This is a genomic window from Leifsonia sp. Y862, assembly GCF_057669585.1.
In genome coordinates this window covers 32,465-47,862 of the sequence record NZ_JBYHFR010000002.1, presented here as the reverse complement: position 1 = coordinate 47,862, position 15,398 = coordinate 32,465, and the positions used below count along the sequence as shown (strand labels likewise).

Genomic DNA, 15,398 nt, shown 5'->3' with positions numbered 1-15,398 from the left:
TGTTGTTTCCATCACGGTCGCTCTCCACCTGTTCTCGCAACGAGTTCGGTGAGCCGGGTGAACACCCGATCAGACCCGATGCCATCGTGTTCGTATTCATTGGTCACCCACGCTTGGGTGTTTCCGACGTTGGCTGACGTCTCCAGCTGCAGGTGCGAGTCGACATACATGTCGTCGTAGTAGACGGCCGCGGCGACCGGCACCTCATTGGCTGCGAGCGCGTCACGGTCGTACAGCGCACTCCAGTCGGTCTGCGCCGCCATCAGTTCCACCGCGCCACGGAACGGCCGCAGCGCGCGAATCTCTTCGAACATCCACGGGTACATCATTTCTCCGGTGAACAGCAGCGGCCGTGCTGATTCAGCGAATTGCGGATGGCGAGCACGCTCGCGCTCTGCCGCCCAGTTCGTCGCACCCGTGGTGTCTGCGGCGTAAATGCTCTCCTGCATGACGGCGAAGAGCGGGTTGTCAGCGTAGGAGGTGCGGGCCTGCACCTGGCTGAGGAATGTCTCGCTCAATCGGTCGTTGCCGGTGGCGAATGCCTCGTCGACCAACCAGTGCATGCGCTCGAATCCGGGCTTCATGCCGAAGTCGATGCCGAGGCTCTGGAAGCGTCGTACCGTCAGGGTGTCGCCGTCTGGCAGCACGACGTCGCCCGCCGCGAGCAGGTCAGCGATGCGGCCGACCTGTTCTTCGTCGTGCGGGAAGCGGGCGTAGAACTCGCGGTTCTTACCCTCCGTGCGCGGGTATGTGCGCCGGTAGACCTCGCTGGCGTCTGGGCGCACACTGGCCAGGCCGCCCGTGACGTAGCAGGCGCGAAGCCCCTCAGGTGCGAATGACAGGTAGCTGAGCGTGAGGAATCCGCCGTAGCTCTGGCCGAGGGTTGCCCACGGCTTTCCACCGAACACGGTGCGGCGCAGGAACTCGGCGTCCTTCACGATGGAGTCTGCCCTGAAGTGTCCGAGGTATGCGGCCGCGGCTGCATCGTCATCGAATGACGCGATGACCTGGCCGTCGATGCGCGAGCTGCGGCCTGTGCCGCGCTGGTCGAGCAGCACGACGCGGTGAGTCGCGAGGGCGTGCCCGAGCCATCCGCTCGGCTCGGTGGGCCGTGGACCCTTGCCGCCTGGGCCGCCCTGCAGGAACACCAGGTATGGCAGGTCGTCCGCGCGGCGCACCGGGTCGACGATCTCGCGCGCGAACACGGTGATGCGCCGGGTCTCTGTGTCGTCGAACCAGTTGAGGGGCACCTCGACGTCGTGGTCGGTGATGCTCATACCGGGCACCGTGTAACTGGCGGTGATCATGCCAGGACTCCTTCTGTTCACACTGCGTGATCAAGACCCTATGGTGATAGGTGACATATTACAATCCTGCACAACCCCTGCTGCGCGTGGCTTCGCGGCCACGGGCGTGCGCCTAACTGATTTCTGGCGTGCCGGCCCACCAGCCGACAACGTGGCCGAGGTGCAGCACGACGAGCTCTTCCAGGCCCGCACCGTCGCCCTTTTCGAGCAGATCGAGCATGAGGTGGTGCTCGTGCGCCGAGTCACGCAGCTTGCTGCTGTGAGTCATGCGGGCCAGGTTCACCATGCGGGTCTGCTGGCGCAGTTCCCGCACCATGTCGACCAGATGCGTGTTGCCATAGAGCTCAAGGAGCCCGAGGTGGAAGTCGCGGTCGCGCTCCACGAAACCGGTGAGGTTCGCGGTGTCGGCGTGTGTGCTGATCTCGTCGGCAATGGCACGCCATTTCGGCAAGGTCTCAACAGGGAAGTTCGCGGCGAGAGCGCGCATTGCAGGCGCCTCAAGTAGTTGTCGAAGTTCGAGGATCTCCTTGAGGTCCTGCTCACTGACATCGGTGACCCTGAAGCCCTTATTGCGTACAGACACCACGAAGCCGCGCTGCTCGAGGTCAAGCATGGCTTCGCGCACCGGCGTGGCCGACACCTCGAACTGGGCGGCAAGGGTGGGAACGGAGACAAGCGTGCCCGGCGCCAGCTCGCCAGAGATTATTGCGGCGGAGAGTGATTCGCCGATGCGATCGCGCAAGCTCGCCAACTGCTCCACCTTGTGGATCGCTGAGACGGTCATCGTGTACTCACTCTCGTAAACGCGGTTTCGTGCTGTTGCCGGCCGCGCGCCCGGTGAACCATATCGAATGGTAGCCGACGGCGTGATCCGTTAACGAGCGAAGGACCGCGTGAGTACTCACACGGTCCTTCGGGCGCACTCCCTCAGGAGTGGCAATCAATGGCTAGACGTTCTTCCGTCCGGAGATTGAGCGCATCAAGAATACGATGACTGCGATGACGGCCAGAACGATTCCGACCCACAGCAGGAAATTCAACGACTGCACGAATCCACCAGTGATGAGGAGGAGGACAGCAACGATTACAACAATGATCAGCAGGAGATTCAAGGGGTGACTCTTCTCTGTTCTTTTTCGCGGAGACGATCTCCGGCCTGATAGCTTACCCCCAAATAGGGGTGACGTGGTAGAAAATCATGAACCCGGGCGTGTCGCGCCTCCCGAAGAAGGGCTGATCACGTCAATAACGGAGCCCTCACCATACGCCGGACGAGCCGCGCCGGTGACTGTCGAGCAAGTGGGTGTCGACGATCCCTGTCGCTTCCATGAGTGCGAACATCGTGGTCGGGCCGACGAAGGCGAAGCCCTTCTTTTTCAGCGCCTTAGACAGTGCGATCGATTCCGCAGATTGCGTGGGAACCTCCGCGTGCGACCGCGGCTGCGGGGTCTCTGACGGACGGAACGACCAGATGAAGTCGACGAGGCCGCCGTCCTCCCGCAGCGCGACAGTGGCCCGCGCATTGGTGATCGTGGCGAGCACCTTGAGCCGGTTGCGCACGATGCCGGCATCCGCCATCAAGCGTTCGTAGTCGGCATCCGTGTAGGCGGCGATGCGGTCTGGATCGAAGTTGTCGAAGGCGGCCCGAAAGGCCGGGCGCTTCTTCAGGATGGTCGCCCACGACAGCCCGGACTGAAAGGCCTCGAGGCTGAGCCGCTCAAAGAGGCCGTGCTCATCGCGCACCGGCATGCCCCATTCGGTGTCGTAGTACTCGCGCATCAGCGGATCGGTGGCCGCCCAGGTCGGCCTGGCCAGCCCGTCAGCGCCATGCACGACAGCGCCATGCACGACAGCTGTCACGATTTCGCTCACCGCAGGTTCTCCTTGCTCATCGAAAGGTGCATTACACGGATGCCGCCTCAAGCGTAAGCAATATGCGCTTGGCTTCCGTACCTCCCGCATAGTTGCCGAACGATCCGTCTGAACGCACAACGCGATGGCACGGCACGATGAGGGGCAGCGGGTTCGTGGCGCACGCGGTTCCGACGGCGCGCACTGCATTCGGACGCCCCGTCGCGCGCGCAACCTCTGTGTAGCTCTCCGTGTGGCCGTAGCGGATGTCGGGCAGATGCTCGATCACGCTGCGTCGGAATCCGGCCGTCAGCCGCAGATCGAGCGGCAGGTCGAAGGTGCGGCGCGTGCCGGCGAAGTACTCGTCGAGTTCGCGAGCGAGCGCGTCGAGCCTGGCCGGCGCGCGCAGGATCCGCGGGCTGATCCGCGTGCCGAGAGTCTCGAGCACCGCATCGTGGTCTTCACGATCGAACGCCACCCGCACAACGCCCTGGTCGGTTGCCGCGAGCAGCATGAGACCGACAGGCGTATCGAGGGTGCGGTATGCGACGTCCAGGTCGCCGCGCTCGGCGGCAGTGAGCCCGAGTGCGGCATGCAACCGGTCGAGGTCGCTCTGCGCGACAGCACTGGCCGGCGCGAGCAGCGCAGCGATCTCTGTGTCGTCAATGTCAGTGTCGTCAATGTCAGTCATCCGACTAGTCCTTTCACGCGCAGCCGCACTCGCAGTGACGAGATGCCGTCCGCTGCTGCGCGACGGGCGGCATCCGTTGTGCCACCGAGGATTTCGGCAACATCGCGATGCGGGAGCCCGACGATGTAGTGGTAGGTCACGGCCTGCCGTTGCTTGGCGGGAAGCGTGCCGATGGCCGCCCAGAGGTCGAGGTCGCGGCCGTCTGGAATACCGAGTCGAGACTCCCCTTCCGGCAGCCGGTCGACCGGGATCGGCGTGCGGCCCCGCAGCCGAATGATGTCGATGGCCTTTCGGTGGGCAATAGTGACGAGCCAGGCTTCGACGTTCGCGCCTTCGCTGAGTTCCGGGTATGCCCTGAGGGCCGCGAGGAAGGTCTCCGACCAGGCATCATCGGCGTCGACGGCGCCAACGACCGCGCGACAGACACGCAGAACCGTGGCCCCGTGCTCGGCGACGACCTGCTCGAATGGTTTCATGGCCTCAGATTTCGAAGGCTCAAAAGAGCCGGTCGACGCCGGCCTCTGCCGGTTCTTCGAGGCCGAGGAGGTACCGTTTGCGGTCAAGGCCACCCGCGTAGCCGGTGAGGCTGCCGTCGGCTCCGACCACACGGTGGCACGGCACGATGATGCTGAGCGGATTCTTGCCGTTGGCCGTTCCGACCGCGCGAGCAAGATTCCGATCGCCGAGCAGCGTGGCCAGCTGCCCGTATGAGCGGGTCTGCCCGTACGGAATCTCCCGCAGCAGCGCCCACACCTTCAATTGGAATCCGTCACCAACCGGCGCCAGGGTGAGATCGAACGTGGTGCGGTCGCCCGCGAAATATTCGGCAAGCTGCGTGACGGCATCCGTAAAGGCCTCATCATCACGAAGCCCGAACGCCTCGGCCTCAGGTCGACGCTTGTGCTCAGCGAAATACACGGCAGAAAGGCCTGCGGATCGGCCAACGAGCGTCAACTCGCCCACCGGGGAGTCGATGATGCGATAGCGGATGCCTGCATCACGAGCGAGGTCCGCACTGCTTTCGATGCTCATCACGAGTTCCATCCTGTCGTTCCTATTCTGTCGAATCGGTGCCTCTATGGGGTAGACGTAGCCCAGTATCCAAACGTGAGATCGCTATTCCATTCCGCAGCCGCGGCGTAGCGTGACAACCGGATACGTGACAGCCGGAGGTAAGTGACATGGAAGCCCACGTTGGTGACCGAATCATCATTAGAGGCAAGACAGTCGAGACCCCTGATCGGCACGGCTCGATCATCGAGGTGCGCGGGCAGGATGGCAATCCGCCCTATCTCGTGCGGTTCGAGAATGGCCACGAGATCGTGGTGTTTCCCGGCACTGACTTTGTGGTGGAGCATCCCCACGACTGAGCCTGCCCGGCCAAGCGCAGTGTTTGCAAGAATGAGGGCATGAACCACGGCACGCCTGCGAACCCGCCCCTCCTGGTGCGAGACCGCCGCACCTCGGATGCAGGAACTCTCGTTCCTGCCCTCGCAGAGGTGCACCGCCTCGATGGCTATCCCATCATGGAGAGGCACGTCAACGCCCAGTGGCTCTTCGACGGAGACGTCGAGCAGGCGTGGGTCGCTGAAGTCGAGGGAACGTGCGTTGCACATGTGTCGCTCGTTCGAGCGTTTCGTGCACCTGGGCTCGCTGACGCGCTCGAATTGGATGCGCCATCGGTTCTGGGGCTCACCCGACTGTTCGTCGTACCCGCAGGCCGAGGCCTGGGCGCCGCGTCCGCGCTCATCGCGCGAGCAGAGGCCTACGCCACCGAGTCAGGCGCATCGCTGGCGCTCGAGGTCGTCGACCACAATCAGGATGCCGTCACCTTGTACGAGCGACGGGGATGGAAACGGATCCACTCCTACGAGTCTTCGTGGTTTGGTGTGGACGGGCCGCATCCAATCTCCCACGTCTACCTCGCGCCACTACTCACTCAGGATGCGCTGGAACAGTAAGTGGTCCTGCCAGCTGCCGGCGATTTTGAGATAGTTTCTGGCCACGCCAATGGGCTCGAATCCGGCCTTCTGCAACACGCGCTGCGAGGCGACGTTGTGCAGCAGGGTGCCGGCTTCGAGGCGATGCAGGCCGAGAACGTCCCTGCTGTGCGCGACGAGGTGGTCGAGGGCTGCGGATGCGAGGCCAGCTCCAGCGTGTTCCTTGTCAACCCAGTAGCCGACGCTGGCGCTCTGGAAGGGTCCGCGCACGATTCCTGAGAGCGTCATCCGGCCGATGATGGTGTTGCCGTGCACCATGACGAGCGGATACCCGGCTCCAGCTCCCAGCTGCGCGATCTGGTTCGCCAGGATCTGACCTTGTTCGGTCGACTCGAAGAACGACTCCGCGCGTTCCGGTTCCCACGGCGCGAGGTGTTCCCGGTTGCGTCGATACGCATCGCGAATCGACTCCAGGTCGCGGGCCGTGACCAATCGAATCGTCACATCGTCTGACAGCAGAACGGGATAGGGCATCCATCGATGCTAGCCAACAGAGGGTGGACCGGCATGAAGAAGGCCCCGATTCCGGATCGAATCGGGGCCTTGATCATGTCTTCACTACGCCAGCACGCTTTTCGCCAAGCGGTGAATCGTGACGGCACCAACGGCGGCAAACGGATGCAGCGGGTCAGGCTCGCCAGACCCGGTCGGTCCGCCCAGACGGGAATGCCCGACCGCGCTCATCACCGCGTATGCGTCGCCCTTGCTCCAGCCGTTGTCATTGACGAGGAACGAGAACATGTCCTCGTACCCGCGCTGGATGCTTGTCTGCACTGGATCGCCGAGCCCGACGAAGATCCACTCGTCTGCGGTCTCCACACGCGGTGCACGCAGTGCCATCCCGCGCACGAGGTCGATGCTGACGACGGCAATGCCTTCGGCTTCGATCGCCACGAAGGACGATTCGCCCTCCGCCATGATCGCGTGGATGTCGCCGATCGAGAGGTACGCACCCTCGACCATAACCGGCAGATACACGGTCGATCCCGGCCGGCACTCGGTGACATCCATGTTGCCGCCCTGCGGAGTCGACGGCATGATCGTCGAGTTCGACCCCTCTGCCGGAGCCGTGCCGATGCATCCGATCATCGGGCGCGGTTCGAAGACATGCCGATCTGTCACGTGCACGCCAGCGTCGTCGATCGGCACCTTGCGGGTGAAGACGTCGTCACCCATCAGGTGCTGCAACGCGCCGGAGCCAGGCAGGCTCACCGACCAGCCGTGCTCCTTCAACCGAATCTCGTGAATGGTCACGGCGAGGGCGTCGCCGGGCAGCGCCCCCTCGACGTAGACGGGTCCGGTCACCGGGTTGATGCCCGCGGTGACCTGTGCGAGGTCCTTCAGCTCGTGCAGCTGCGCGTAGACGGCATCGCTCGTTTCGAAGCCGATGCGCTCTCCCGTGCCTGGCGTGATGCGAATGGCCGGCTCCACATCTGCGGAGAAGCCGAACTTGCCGTGCGACTTGTCGAGAAAGTGATCCATGGGTTACAGCCCCCCGCGTTCGCCCGTTGCCGGAACCTCGAGTGACTCGGCTTCGCCGGCAAGATCGGTCTTGCGGCCAGTGACCCGGTAGTAGAAGAAGACCCCTGCACCGAGAATCAGCCAGACGATACCGCCGAGCTTTGCCTCGATGCTCGCGTTCAGCAGCACATAGCCGATGATCAAGAAACCGATGATCGGCATGACGAGGTGCAGGAGGAAGTTGCGTGACTTCTTGCGCACGATGTAGAACACGATCACCGAGAGGTGAAGCATCATGAAGCCGAACAGCGCACCGAAGTTCACGAGCGACGAGATCAGGTCGATCTGGCCCACGAAGAACAGCACGAGCACGGCCGAGAGCGCTGAGACAAGCAGCACGGCGTTGCGGGGCACCTGGCGTCCGCTGATCTTGCTCAGGAACTTCGGCAGCTGACGGTCGCGGCTCATCGAGAACAGCAGGCGCGATGTTGCGGCCTGGGCGGCCATGGCGTTGGCGATACCGACGGCCAGCACATTGACCACGAAGAACGCGTTCATCCAGCCGGTGTTCGAGGCAGCCTGCACGATGGTGAAGAAGGCGTTGCCCACTTCGTCGTCACCGAACGACTCACGCCCACCGGCGAGCGCTGCCGCGAGCCAGGTCTGCAGGATGAAGCAGAATGCGACGATCACGAGGGCAATGATCATTGCCTTGCCGGCCGAGTTGCGGCTACCGGTCGATTCTTCGGCCATGGTCGAGATGCCGTCGAACCCGAGGAAGCTGAGCACTGCAATCGACAGAGCGGATGCGATCAGTGGCCCTGTCATCTTGCTCGGGTCCCAGATCGGGTCGATCGTCAGCTCAGCGCCCGGGATGGTTCCACTGTTGAGTGCGGTGACGGCGATGACCACGAAGATCAGGATGAATGCGAGCTCAACGACGAGGAAGATGCGGTTCATGCGCTTGATCGAGCTGATTCCGAGCAGGTTGATCGTGGTGTTGATCGCCACGAAGACCAGCGCCCAGACCCAGCGAGGGGTGTCAGGGAAGATTCCGACCATCGACTCGGCCGCGAAGACGTAGAGCAGCGTCGGCACCAGCAGGTAGTCGAGCAGAATTGCCCAGCCAGCGAAGAATCCGGCCGTTGGATGGATGCCCTTTCCGACGTAGGAGAACACCGAGCCGGCCAACGGAATCGACTTCGACATTTGCTGGTAGGCGACAGCGGTGAAGATCATCGCGATGAGGCCGATCAGGTAGACCAACGGAACCATGCCATCGGCCGCGTTGTAGACGACGCCGAAGATTGCCCACGGCGCGATCGGCACCATGAAGATCAGGCCGTAGATCAGCAGGTCCATGGTTGAGAGCGAACGCTTCAGCTCTTGTTTGTAGCCAGCTGCCTCGAGCTGTTGCTGTGGGGTAAGCACAGTGGATCCGGTTTTCAATGTTGACACGGTGGTGTCCTTTCGACGGCGGGTGGGTGTGGTGCGGTCAGGACCTGTGGAGGGGGTCGTGACTGGCGAGGAATTCGCCGATGACGCGGCGGAACGCGTCGGGATGCTCCAGGTGTGCGCAATGGCTGGCGTCGGGGAAGACGTGGCTGGTCGCGCCACTGATTCCGTCAACAAAGGGTTGCCACGTCAGAGGGGTCGCCTCGTCGTGTTCACCCGCCACGACGAGCGTCGGGGTGTCGATGGCCCCGAGCCGGTCGATGATGGTCCAGGAGCGCATGCTCCCGATCACATGGAACTCATTGGGGCCGTTCATGGTGTGGTACACCGTGGGTTCGGCCTCCATTTGGTCGACACTCTCCTGATAGTCAGTCGGTGTCGGGGTGAGCATGCAAACGTGCCGTTGGTAGAAGACGTCGGCGGCGCTCAAGTATTCGGGGTCGAAAATGGTGCCAGCCTGCTCGTGTCGGTCGAGCGCATCCTGCACGTCGGCCGGCAACTGAGCGCGCAGTCCTGCCGCGGCTTCGCTCCAGAGCTGCATGGATGCAGGCGAATTGCAGATCATGAGGCCACGAAGACCTGCGGGTTGCCTGGTCGCAATCTCGGCGGCGAGCATGCCACCCCACGATTGGCCAAGCAGGTGGTATTCGGTCAGTCCCAGGTGCTCGACTAGGTTCATGAACTCATCGACGAACAGCTGCGGATTCCAGAACTCCGCCGGTGCGTCTGGCAGATGGGTGCTGTTGCCACAGCCCAACTGGTCGTAGTGGATGACCGTGCGTCCGGCATCCGCCAACTCAGCGATGTTGCGCACGTAGTTGTGCCCGATGCCCGGCCCTCCGTGCAGCACGATGAGCGGAATCGCGCCCGGCTGCGGCGCCTCTGGCGACGCAATGCGAACCCAGGTCTCCCACTCACGAAACGGGATGGTCTCGGTAGCCACGTGGTGCACTTCAGGTCCTTTTCTCGATGGGTACGACAGCAACGTGCCCAGGTCACGGCGAACGCTCAGCCGGCGCAGGTGGGTGTGCAATATCATGGCGCATTAATGGTCTTGTGCCAAGACCATTGTTGAGTCTTGACATGGTCGTAACGCGGAAGCCGAAGACGGATGCCGCCAGAATGCACGAGGAATGGGGACTTCGATGGCTGGTGCACTCGGCACGCCGGTGGCCACCCCGTCACAAGCTGACGAAGTCACCGACCGCTTGATCACTGCGATTGCCATCGGCGAATACCTGCCTGGGTCGAAGCTGCCGGCAGAGCGCGACCTGGCCGCGTCCCTGCATGTGGGACGAATGACGGTGCGAGCAGCGCTCGCGCGGCTGGTCGATCACGGCCTGCTCGAGACCCGACTCGGTCGTGGCGGCGGATCGTTCGTGCTTGAGCAGTGGGCAGCCACCTCGAGCGACTCTGTTCAGCGCACCCTGACTGCTCGGTTCGACGCGATGCTTGAGACCCGCGACGCTATCGAACGGCTCCACGGAACTATTGCGCGGGCGGCAGCTGAGAACCACACAAGCGCCGACAACCTCGTTTTACAGCAACGACTCAACGCCTTTCGCGACGCGGATTCCGGCGTGCAGAAGCAGCACGCCGACGAGTTGCTTCACACCGCGATCTTCGACGCCGCACACAACACAACCTTGAAGACGGTGCTCGTCGACCTCGAGGCTGGTCTGAGCATCGTCGCCCCAGCGCATCTCTGGGGCTCAGGGGAAAGCATGCTCACCATGGAACGCCGCGCCCTGCTCGAGCATGTGAACCTGGTCTCTGCGATCTGCGAACGACGCACCGACGACGCGAGCAGGATCGCGCGCGAGCACGCAGGGATCGACCTGGAACTACTCGAATACGCGATGTCGCAAGCCGGGCGAACCCAGTAGGCGTCAAGCAGGCATGAAAAAGGCCCCGATTCCAATGGAATCAGGGCCTTTTTCGAATGTCCGTGTAGCGGGAGCGGGACTTGAACCCGCGACACCACGATTATGAGCCGTGTGCTCTAACCACCTGAGCTACCCCGCCGCAACCTAATCGAAGAGTACTACGACCAAGTCTGAGCCCCCTGTGGGAATCGGACCCACTACCTCTTCCTTACCAAGGAAGTGCTCTACCAATGAGCTAAGGGGGCGCGCATCTCGAAGAGAAGCATGCCGCTTTTGGCAACCGAACTAGATTATCACCCCGGCGGGCCGGTTGCGTACACGAGGTGCCTTATACCCCCCGAACGCCGGGCAGAACCCACGCCGTAAACGACGTTTCCCCCGTAATTACGCGGAAGTTTCCGTCTGAAATCACAATTTCTCCGCTGCCAAATTCTCGCTGCGCATCCGCGATTCCTGCCACTGCGTGCCCCGGTAGCGTCAGTTCACCTCCGGTACGCGCCGCCAGCACGAGAACGGATGCCTCCGCGGCCTCCCGCACGAACAGGAGAAGATCGTCGTCCACATGCAGCCAGCGCATGCCGCCGCCATTCAGCGCCGGCTGGGATCGCCTGAGGGCGATCAGGTCGCTGTACAGGTCGATCACTCGCTCGGTTTCAGGAGCGGATGCCTGATCCCACGGAATCGGGGTCCGCGAGTGTTCGCCGTCAACACCGGTCAAGCCGAACTCGTCGCCAGCGAACACCACAGGGATGCCGGGCAACGTGACCGATAGCCCGAGCGCGACAGGAATCGCTCCCACGAGAGCCCTCGTGCGGAACCGCGGAGTGTCATGAGTGTCGAGCGCGTTCATCGTCGCCAGGCGGGTGCGCCACGGGAAGCCCGCCGCGAACCGCGTGTGCGCCTCGAAGAACTGCCGTCCGGTGAACGTCGGCACCTGGTTCGCGGCGAAGCCGATGCCACCGCCGGCCTGGCTCCCAGGCTCTGACAGCCAGCTCCACAGCGGCCGGGTGAAGTTGGCGTACGTCATCGCCCCGTGCCAGGCGTCGCCCTGGAAGTCGCTCGATGCGTCGTTCGTCGACTCGCCAAGCAGGATCGTGTCTGGATTGATGTCGATCATGGTGCGGCGGATGGTCTGGCGCACCTCGGCATTCAGGTCTTCGTCCTTGAGCCTGCCCGTCATGTTCGCCACGTCGATACGCCAGCCGTCGAAGCTGAACGGCGGCTTCAGCCAGCGGGCAACGACGGAGTCCGGCCCCTCGATGAAGCGGCGGCGCAGCTCTGTCGAGTTCCAGTTGAACTTCGGCAGGCTGGGCACACCGAGCCACGACTCGTAAGCCGTGTGCTCCGCATTCCGCCAGTAATAGAACTCGCTTTCAGGGGCATCCGGTTTGCCGAGGGCAGCGAGGAACCACTCGTGCCGGTCGCCGGAGTGATTCGAGGTGAGGTCGCCGATGATCTTGAACCCTCTGGCATGCGCGGCGTCAACCAGGCGAATGAGCGCCTCGTCACCGCCAAGCAGTGGGTCAACCTCGTCGAAGCTCGAGGCGTCGTAGCGGTGGTTCGACCCGCCTGGGAACACCGGAGTCAGGTAGATCAGCGTGACGCCGAGGCGCTCAAGGTGATCGAGGTGTTCGATCACGCCGTCGAGGTCTCCCCCGTAGAACTGCTGCGAGCGACCAGGCGGCAGCTGGTCAACCTCGTCGCCCCACGCCGCTGGGATAGCCCACTCCGGCAGCTCCCGCTCGTCTGCGGCGATCGAACGCCCGAACCTGTCCGGGAAGATCTGGTACATGACGCTGGATGCGGCCCAGTCAGGCGCAGCCGGGTACGCGAGCAGCTTGAAGTCCTCAGAATCGAGGGTTTCGACAGCATGCAGGCCCGTCGCGTTCAACCAGAACTGCCGACCGTCGGCCATCGCCAGGTGGAACCGGTAGCCGTGCACCGGGTTCTCCACCTCGACGGATGCCTCCCACCAGTCCCAACCATGGCCCGCACCGTCAGCAGCAGCTACAACGGATGCCGGCGCGAACCTCGGCTCCCGATTCGGGTTCGACCTGGTGTGCACCGAGGCCACATCGCCGAAGCTGGCGGGTACTCGCACGCGCACCTGCACGACGTCGCCGAGCTCCGGCTCCTGAGTGGACACATACAGCGGGGATCCGTCGTGGTGCGGAAGCAGCGTCATGACTCGAACTTACTTGACCGGCGCTACTTGACGGAGCCGGCCGTCAGGCCGCCGACAATGTACTTCTGCAGGAACAGGAACAGTGCCATCACCGGCAGCGCGGCAAGCACGGCGCCGGCGGAGAAGGCGCTCCAGTCGGCGTAGTTCGGGTTCGACACCAGCTTGTAGAGGCCGACGGCGAGCGTCTGCTTCTCCGGGTCGATGAGGAGCACGCTGGCCACCACGAACTCGTTCACCGTCGAGATGAATGAGAGCAGGGCCACCACGGAGAGGATCGGGCCGACCAACCGCAGAATGATGGTGAAGAAGATCCGGGCGTGCCCTGCCCCGTCAATCTTCGCCGCCTCATCAATCGACGACGGCACTGTGTTGAAGAAGCCGTACATCAGGTAGGTGTTCACGCCGAGCGCCCCACCCATGTAAACCATGATCAGGCCGATGTGGGTATTCAGCCCAATGGCGGGGAAGATGTCGCTGATCGTGCTCATCACCAGGAAGATCGCCACGACGGCCAGCAGCTGCGGAAACATCTGCACCAGCACAATGGTCAACAGCCCTGCACGACGTCCGGTGAAGCGCATGCGCGAAAAGGAATATGCCGCGAGCGCACCGAGGAACACGGTGCCAAGCGCCGTGATGCTGGCAATGAGCAGCGTGTTTCCGAACCAGGCGGCGAAGGGCTGGTCTGGGTTGGTCAGCAGGCGCTCGTAGGCGTCGAAGCCGATCGAGGAGAAGAGCGCGTTCGATCCCGTCAGCGTTCCGGCCGGGTTGAGCGACGCAGAGAGCACGTACAGCAGCGGGAACACGGAGAACACGACCAGGACGGCACCGATGAGGTGGCGCCAGCCTGTCGCCCTAAACCAACGGCTGAAACTGAATGGACGGCGGGTGGAGATGATCTCCCCTGACGCAGTAGTGATGATTGGCATCAGCTGAGCTCCTCCAACGCCTTCGTTTTTCTGAAACTGATGATGGCAATAAGCGCGACGACGATGAAGATGATGATCGAGAACGCACTGGCCAGGCCGTAGTCACGGGTTTGACCCGTGAAGGCGACCTTGTAGACCATCGAGATCAAAATGTCCGTCGATCCGACGTTGACACTGGCCGCCGGGTCACGGGGCCCGCCGCCGGTCAGCATATAGATGAGGTTGAAGTTGTTGAAGTTGAAGGCGAATGACGAGATCAGCAGCGGCGCAACCGTCACGAGCAACAGCGGCAGCTTGATCAGCCTGAACACTGCCCACGGCTTGGCGCCATCGACGGTGGCCGCTTCTTCGAGCTCTTCCGGAATCGACTGCAGCGCACCAGTGCAGACCAGGAACATATAGGGGAAGCCGAGCCACAGGTTCACGACCAGGATGCTGATCTTCGCCAGTGTCGGGTCGGTCAACCAGGGAATCGAGGCACCGCCAAGCAACACCTGGTTGATGAAGCCGAAGCTCTCGCTCAGCATTCCGGCCCAGACCAGTGCGGAGAGGAAGGCAGGGAACGCGTACGGCAGGATCATTGCGATGCGGTAGAACTTGCGTCCTCGCATCCGCTTGTCGTTGAAGACGATGGCCAGGAAGAGGCCGAGGAAGAAGGTCGAGGCGACCGAGATGAGCGCGAAGGCGAACGTCCACAGGGTGACGCCGATCAGCGGGCCGCGGATGCTCTCCTCCGTGAAGGCGCGGGTGAAGTTGTCGAAGCCGACGTTGACCTTCCAGCCAGGCAGCAGCTGCGTGCCGTCCGTCGCGGTGAAGGCGCCATCCCCGGTGTCGGCGTAGACCGTGCCAGTGGTGACATCCGTCATGGTGTCTGCCGTGGCATCGAATTCGAGGGTGGAGCTGTAGACGTACGCGCTGCTGCCGTCTGACGTGCGGAGGGCACCGTCGTTCGGGTCGCTGGAGAACGGCACAGCCATGGCCGTGATCTCGTCGGTGCGCTGCAGCACGGCTGCGAAGTTGAGTGCGGTGTATCCATCGAGGGCGACGGCCTTGCCGCCTTCCATCGTGGCGTTGTCGACGGCGTGAAGGGGCGAGTCAGCGTTGCCGACACTCACGTCTCCGTCTGGGTCGGTCACGAGCAGGTTGAGCTGCCCGGCCTGATCGAGCACGGTGACGGCGTAGGTGGGTGAGTCAGGAACGCGTTCGAGCGCAGAGCCCATAAGAGCAGAGATGGCCTGGCTCTTATCGCCGTTGTGGCCCGTGCTGTAGTTGGTGAAGCCGATGTATGCGGTGTAGCCGATCACGAAGATCTGGAAGATGACGAGGAAGATCACACCGGGCGTCAGATACTTGGCCGGTAGCTTGCGCTTGGAGAAGTAGATCCAGTTCACCAGGGCAGTGACGATGACGACGAGGGCGAGAATCACCCACTCGGCCTTGGCCAACAGGATGAACAGCGCGTAGACGGCGATGGCGTCCACCAGCCCAAGCGACACGATCTTGACCAGCAGGGTCTTGACCCCGACGGATGCCGATTCGGCGATGCTCGAGGCCTGCTTCTGCCGCTTCGTGGGCGGCTTCTCGGGGCCGGCTACGACGGCTTCCTCTTCTATGGTGGCGCTCATTGCTCTTA

17 protein-coding genes and 2 tRNA genes are annotated in these 15,398 nt (G+C 63.0%); 3 read left to right on the top strand and 16 right to left on the bottom strand.

All coding sequences use genetic code 11. The features are described from left to right. Window positions 1-11 precede the first annotated feature (11 nt). The 7 genes from AC25Z0_RS10395 to AC25Z0_RS10365 form a co-directional block, all read right to left on the bottom strand. Window positions 12-1,307, bottom strand: a complete 1,296-nt coding sequence (locus AC25Z0_RS10395) for an alpha/beta fold hydrolase (protein ID WP_488119586.1) — start codon at window positions 1,305-1,307, stop codon at window positions 12-14. 112 nt (window positions 1,308-1,419) lie between these two features. Then, on the bottom strand, window positions 1,420-2,091 hold the full coding sequence (locus AC25Z0_RS10390; RefSeq protein WP_488133171.1) for a GntR family transcriptional regulator: 672 nt from the start codon (window positions 2,089-2,091) through the stop codon (window positions 1,420-1,422). Between the two features lie 163 nt (window positions 2,092-2,254). After that, window positions 2,255-2,419 (bottom strand): hypothetical protein, encoded by a 165-nt coding sequence (locus tag AC25Z0_RS10385; protein ID WP_488119584.1) that lies wholly within the window; start codon window positions 2,417-2,419, stop codon window positions 2,255-2,257. A 145-nt stretch (window positions 2,420-2,564) separates the two neighbouring features. Further along, window positions 2,565-3,179: a DNA-3-methyladenine glycosylase I gene (locus AC25Z0_RS10380; RefSeq protein WP_488133170.1), complete on the bottom strand. Its 615-nt coding sequence runs from the start codon at window positions 3,177-3,179 to the stop codon at window positions 2,565-2,567. 31 nt (window positions 3,180-3,210) lie between these two features. Further along, window positions 3,211-3,849 (bottom strand): methylated-DNA--[protein]-cysteine S-methyltransferase, encoded by a 639-nt coding sequence (locus tag AC25Z0_RS10375; protein WP_488119582.1) that lies wholly within the window; start codon window positions 3,847-3,849, stop codon window positions 3,211-3,213. Next, window positions 3,846-4,325 (bottom strand): RNA polymerase sigma factor, encoded by a 480-nt coding sequence (locus tag AC25Z0_RS10370; RefSeq protein WP_488133169.1) that lies wholly within the window; start codon window positions 4,323-4,325, stop codon window positions 3,846-3,848. Before AC25Z0_RS10370 ends, AC25Z0_RS10375 begins: the two co-directional genes overlap by 4 nt. A 19-nt stretch (window positions 4,326-4,344) precedes the next feature. Continuing rightward, entirely contained in the window at window positions 4,345-4,881 is a 537-nt protein-coding gene (locus AC25Z0_RS10365; RefSeq protein WP_488133168.1) for a methylated-DNA--[protein]-cysteine S-methyltransferase, read from the bottom strand. Window positions 4,882-5,030: 149 nt separating this feature from the next. Between AC25Z0_RS10365 and AC25Z0_RS10360 the strand changes: the two genes are divergently transcribed. Together AC25Z0_RS10360 and AC25Z0_RS10355 are read left to right on the top strand one after the other, a co-directional pair. Further along, on the top strand, window positions 5,031-5,219 hold the full coding sequence (locus tag AC25Z0_RS10360; protein ID WP_488133167.1) for a DUF1918 domain-containing protein: 189 nt from the start codon (window positions 5,031-5,033) through the stop codon (window positions 5,217-5,219). A gap of 39 nt (window positions 5,220-5,258) precedes the next feature. Continuing rightward, complete coding sequence (locus AC25Z0_RS10355) at window positions 5,259-5,810, top strand: GNAT family N-acetyltransferase (protein WP_488133166.1); 552 nt, start codon at window positions 5,259-5,261, stop codon at window positions 5,808-5,810. Here the strand turns inward: AC25Z0_RS10355 and AC25Z0_RS10350 are convergent. The 4 genes from AC25Z0_RS10350 to AC25Z0_RS10335 all read right to left on the bottom strand — a co-directional run bounded on the left by AC25Z0_RS10350 (window position 5,781) and on the right by AC25Z0_RS10335 (window position 9,708). Continuing rightward, window positions 5,781-6,323, bottom strand: coding sequence for a GNAT family N-acetyltransferase (locus AC25Z0_RS10350; protein WP_488133165.1), 543 nt, complete (start codon window positions 6,321-6,323; stop codon window positions 5,781-5,783). The genes AC25Z0_RS10355 and AC25Z0_RS10350 overlap by 30 nt on opposite strands. An 84-nt stretch (window positions 6,324-6,407) precedes the next feature. Continuing rightward, the gene (locus AC25Z0_RS10345) at window positions 6,408-7,331 is read right to left on the bottom strand and encodes an acetamidase/formamidase family protein (RefSeq protein WP_488133164.1); all 924 of its coding nucleotides are present in this window, start codon (window positions 7,329-7,331) and stop codon (window positions 6,408-6,410) included. A gap of 3 nt (window positions 7,332-7,334) precedes the next feature. Further along, window positions 7,335-8,768: an APC family permease gene (locus AC25Z0_RS10340; RefSeq protein ID WP_488119574.1), complete on the bottom strand. Its 1,434-nt coding sequence runs from the start codon at window positions 8,766-8,768 to the stop codon at window positions 7,335-7,337. Between the two features lie 37 nt (window positions 8,769-8,805). Next, a complete protein-coding gene (locus tag AC25Z0_RS10335; RefSeq protein WP_488133163.1) occupies window positions 8,806-9,708 on the bottom strand; it encodes a proline iminopeptidase-family hydrolase in 903 nt (300 codons plus the stop codon). A gap of 202 nt (window positions 9,709-9,910) precedes the next feature. On the opposite strand from AC25Z0_RS10335, the gene AC25Z0_RS10330 reads away from it, so the two are divergent. Beyond that, the gene (locus tag AC25Z0_RS10330) at window positions 9,911-10,651 is read left to right on the top strand and encodes a FadR/GntR family transcriptional regulator (RefSeq protein WP_488133162.1); all 741 of its coding nucleotides are present in this window, start codon (window positions 9,911-9,913) and stop codon (window positions 10,649-10,651) included. A 65-nt stretch (window positions 10,652-10,716) separates the two neighbouring features. On the opposite strand, the gene AC25Z0_RS10325 is transcribed toward AC25Z0_RS10330, so the two are convergent. From AC25Z0_RS10325 to AC25Z0_RS10305, 5 genes are all read right to left on the bottom strand, one after another. After that, window positions 10,717-10,790: transfer RNA gene (locus AC25Z0_RS10325), tRNA-Met, on the bottom strand. Between the two features lie 34 nt (window positions 10,791-10,824). Further along, window positions 10,825-10,896, bottom strand: a tRNA-Thr gene (locus AC25Z0_RS10320). 83 nt (window positions 10,897-10,979) lie between these two features. Beyond that, on the bottom strand, window positions 10,980-12,836 hold the full coding sequence (locus tag AC25Z0_RS10315; protein ID WP_488133161.1) for a glycoside hydrolase family 13 protein: 1,857 nt from the start codon (window positions 12,834-12,836) through the stop codon (window positions 10,980-10,982). A gap of 23 nt (window positions 12,837-12,859) precedes the next feature. Beyond that, window positions 12,860-13,765 (bottom strand): sugar ABC transporter permease, encoded by a 906-nt coding sequence (locus tag AC25Z0_RS10310; protein WP_488119570.1) that lies wholly within the window; start codon window positions 13,763-13,765, stop codon window positions 12,860-12,862. Further along, window positions 13,765-15,390, bottom strand: coding sequence for an ABC transporter permease subunit (locus AC25Z0_RS10305; protein WP_488133160.1), 1,626 nt, complete (start codon window positions 15,388-15,390; stop codon window positions 13,765-13,767). The genes AC25Z0_RS10310 and AC25Z0_RS10305 overlap by 1 nt, the downstream gene beginning before the upstream one ends. Between the last annotated feature and the right edge of the window lie 8 nt (window positions 15,391-15,398).

Bases quoted from the DNA above. Each gene is read 5' to 3' on its own strand.
- AC25Z0_RS10395 (WP_488119586.1), bottom strand. From the start codon at position 1,307: ATGATCACCGCCAGTTACACGGTGCCCGGTATGAGCATCACCGACCAC.
- AC25Z0_RS10375 (WP_488119582.1), bottom strand. From the start codon at position 3,849: ATGACTGACATTGACGACACTGACATTGACGACACAGAGATCGCTGCG.
- AC25Z0_RS10350 (WP_488133165.1), bottom strand. From the start codon at position 6,323: ATGCCCTATCCCGTTCTGCTGTCAGACGATGTGACGATTCGATTGGTC.
- AC25Z0_RS10390 (WP_488133171.1), bottom strand. From the start codon at position 2,091: ATGACCGTCTCAGCGATCCACAAGGTGGAGCAGTTGGCGAGCTTGCGC.
- AC25Z0_RS10330 (WP_488133162.1), top strand. From the start codon at position 9,911: ATGGCTGGTGCACTCGGCACGCCGGTGGCCACCCCGTCACAAGCTGAC.
- AC25Z0_RS10315 (WP_488133161.1), bottom strand. From the start codon at position 12,836: ATGACGCTGCTTCCGCACCACGACGGATCCCCGCTGTATGTGTCCACT.
- AC25Z0_RS10360 (WP_488133167.1), top strand. From the start codon at position 5,031: ATGGAAGCCCACGTTGGTGACCGAATCATCATTAGAGGCAAGACAGTC.
- AC25Z0_RS10355 (WP_488133166.1), top strand. From the start codon at position 5,259: ATGAACCACGGCACGCCTGCGAACCCGCCCCTCCTGGTGCGAGACCGC.
- AC25Z0_RS10365 (WP_488133168.1), bottom strand. From the start codon at position 4,881: ATGAGCATCGAAAGCAGTGCGGACCTCGCTCGTGATGCAGGCATCCGC.
- AC25Z0_RS10345 (WP_488133164.1), bottom strand. From the start codon at position 7,331: ATGGATCACTTTCTCGACAAGTCGCACGGCAAGTTCGGCTTCTCCGCA.
- AC25Z0_RS10305 (WP_488133160.1), bottom strand. From the start codon at position 15,390: ATGAGCGCCACCATAGAAGAGGAAGCCGTCGTAGCCGGCCCCGAGAAG.
- AC25Z0_RS10310 (WP_488119570.1), bottom strand. From the start codon at position 13,765: ATGCCAATCATCACTACTGCGTCAGGGGAGATCATCTCCACCCGCCGT.
- AC25Z0_RS10370 (WP_488133169.1), bottom strand. From the start codon at position 4,325: ATGAAACCATTCGAGCAGGTCGTCGCCGAGCACGGGGCCACGGTTCTG.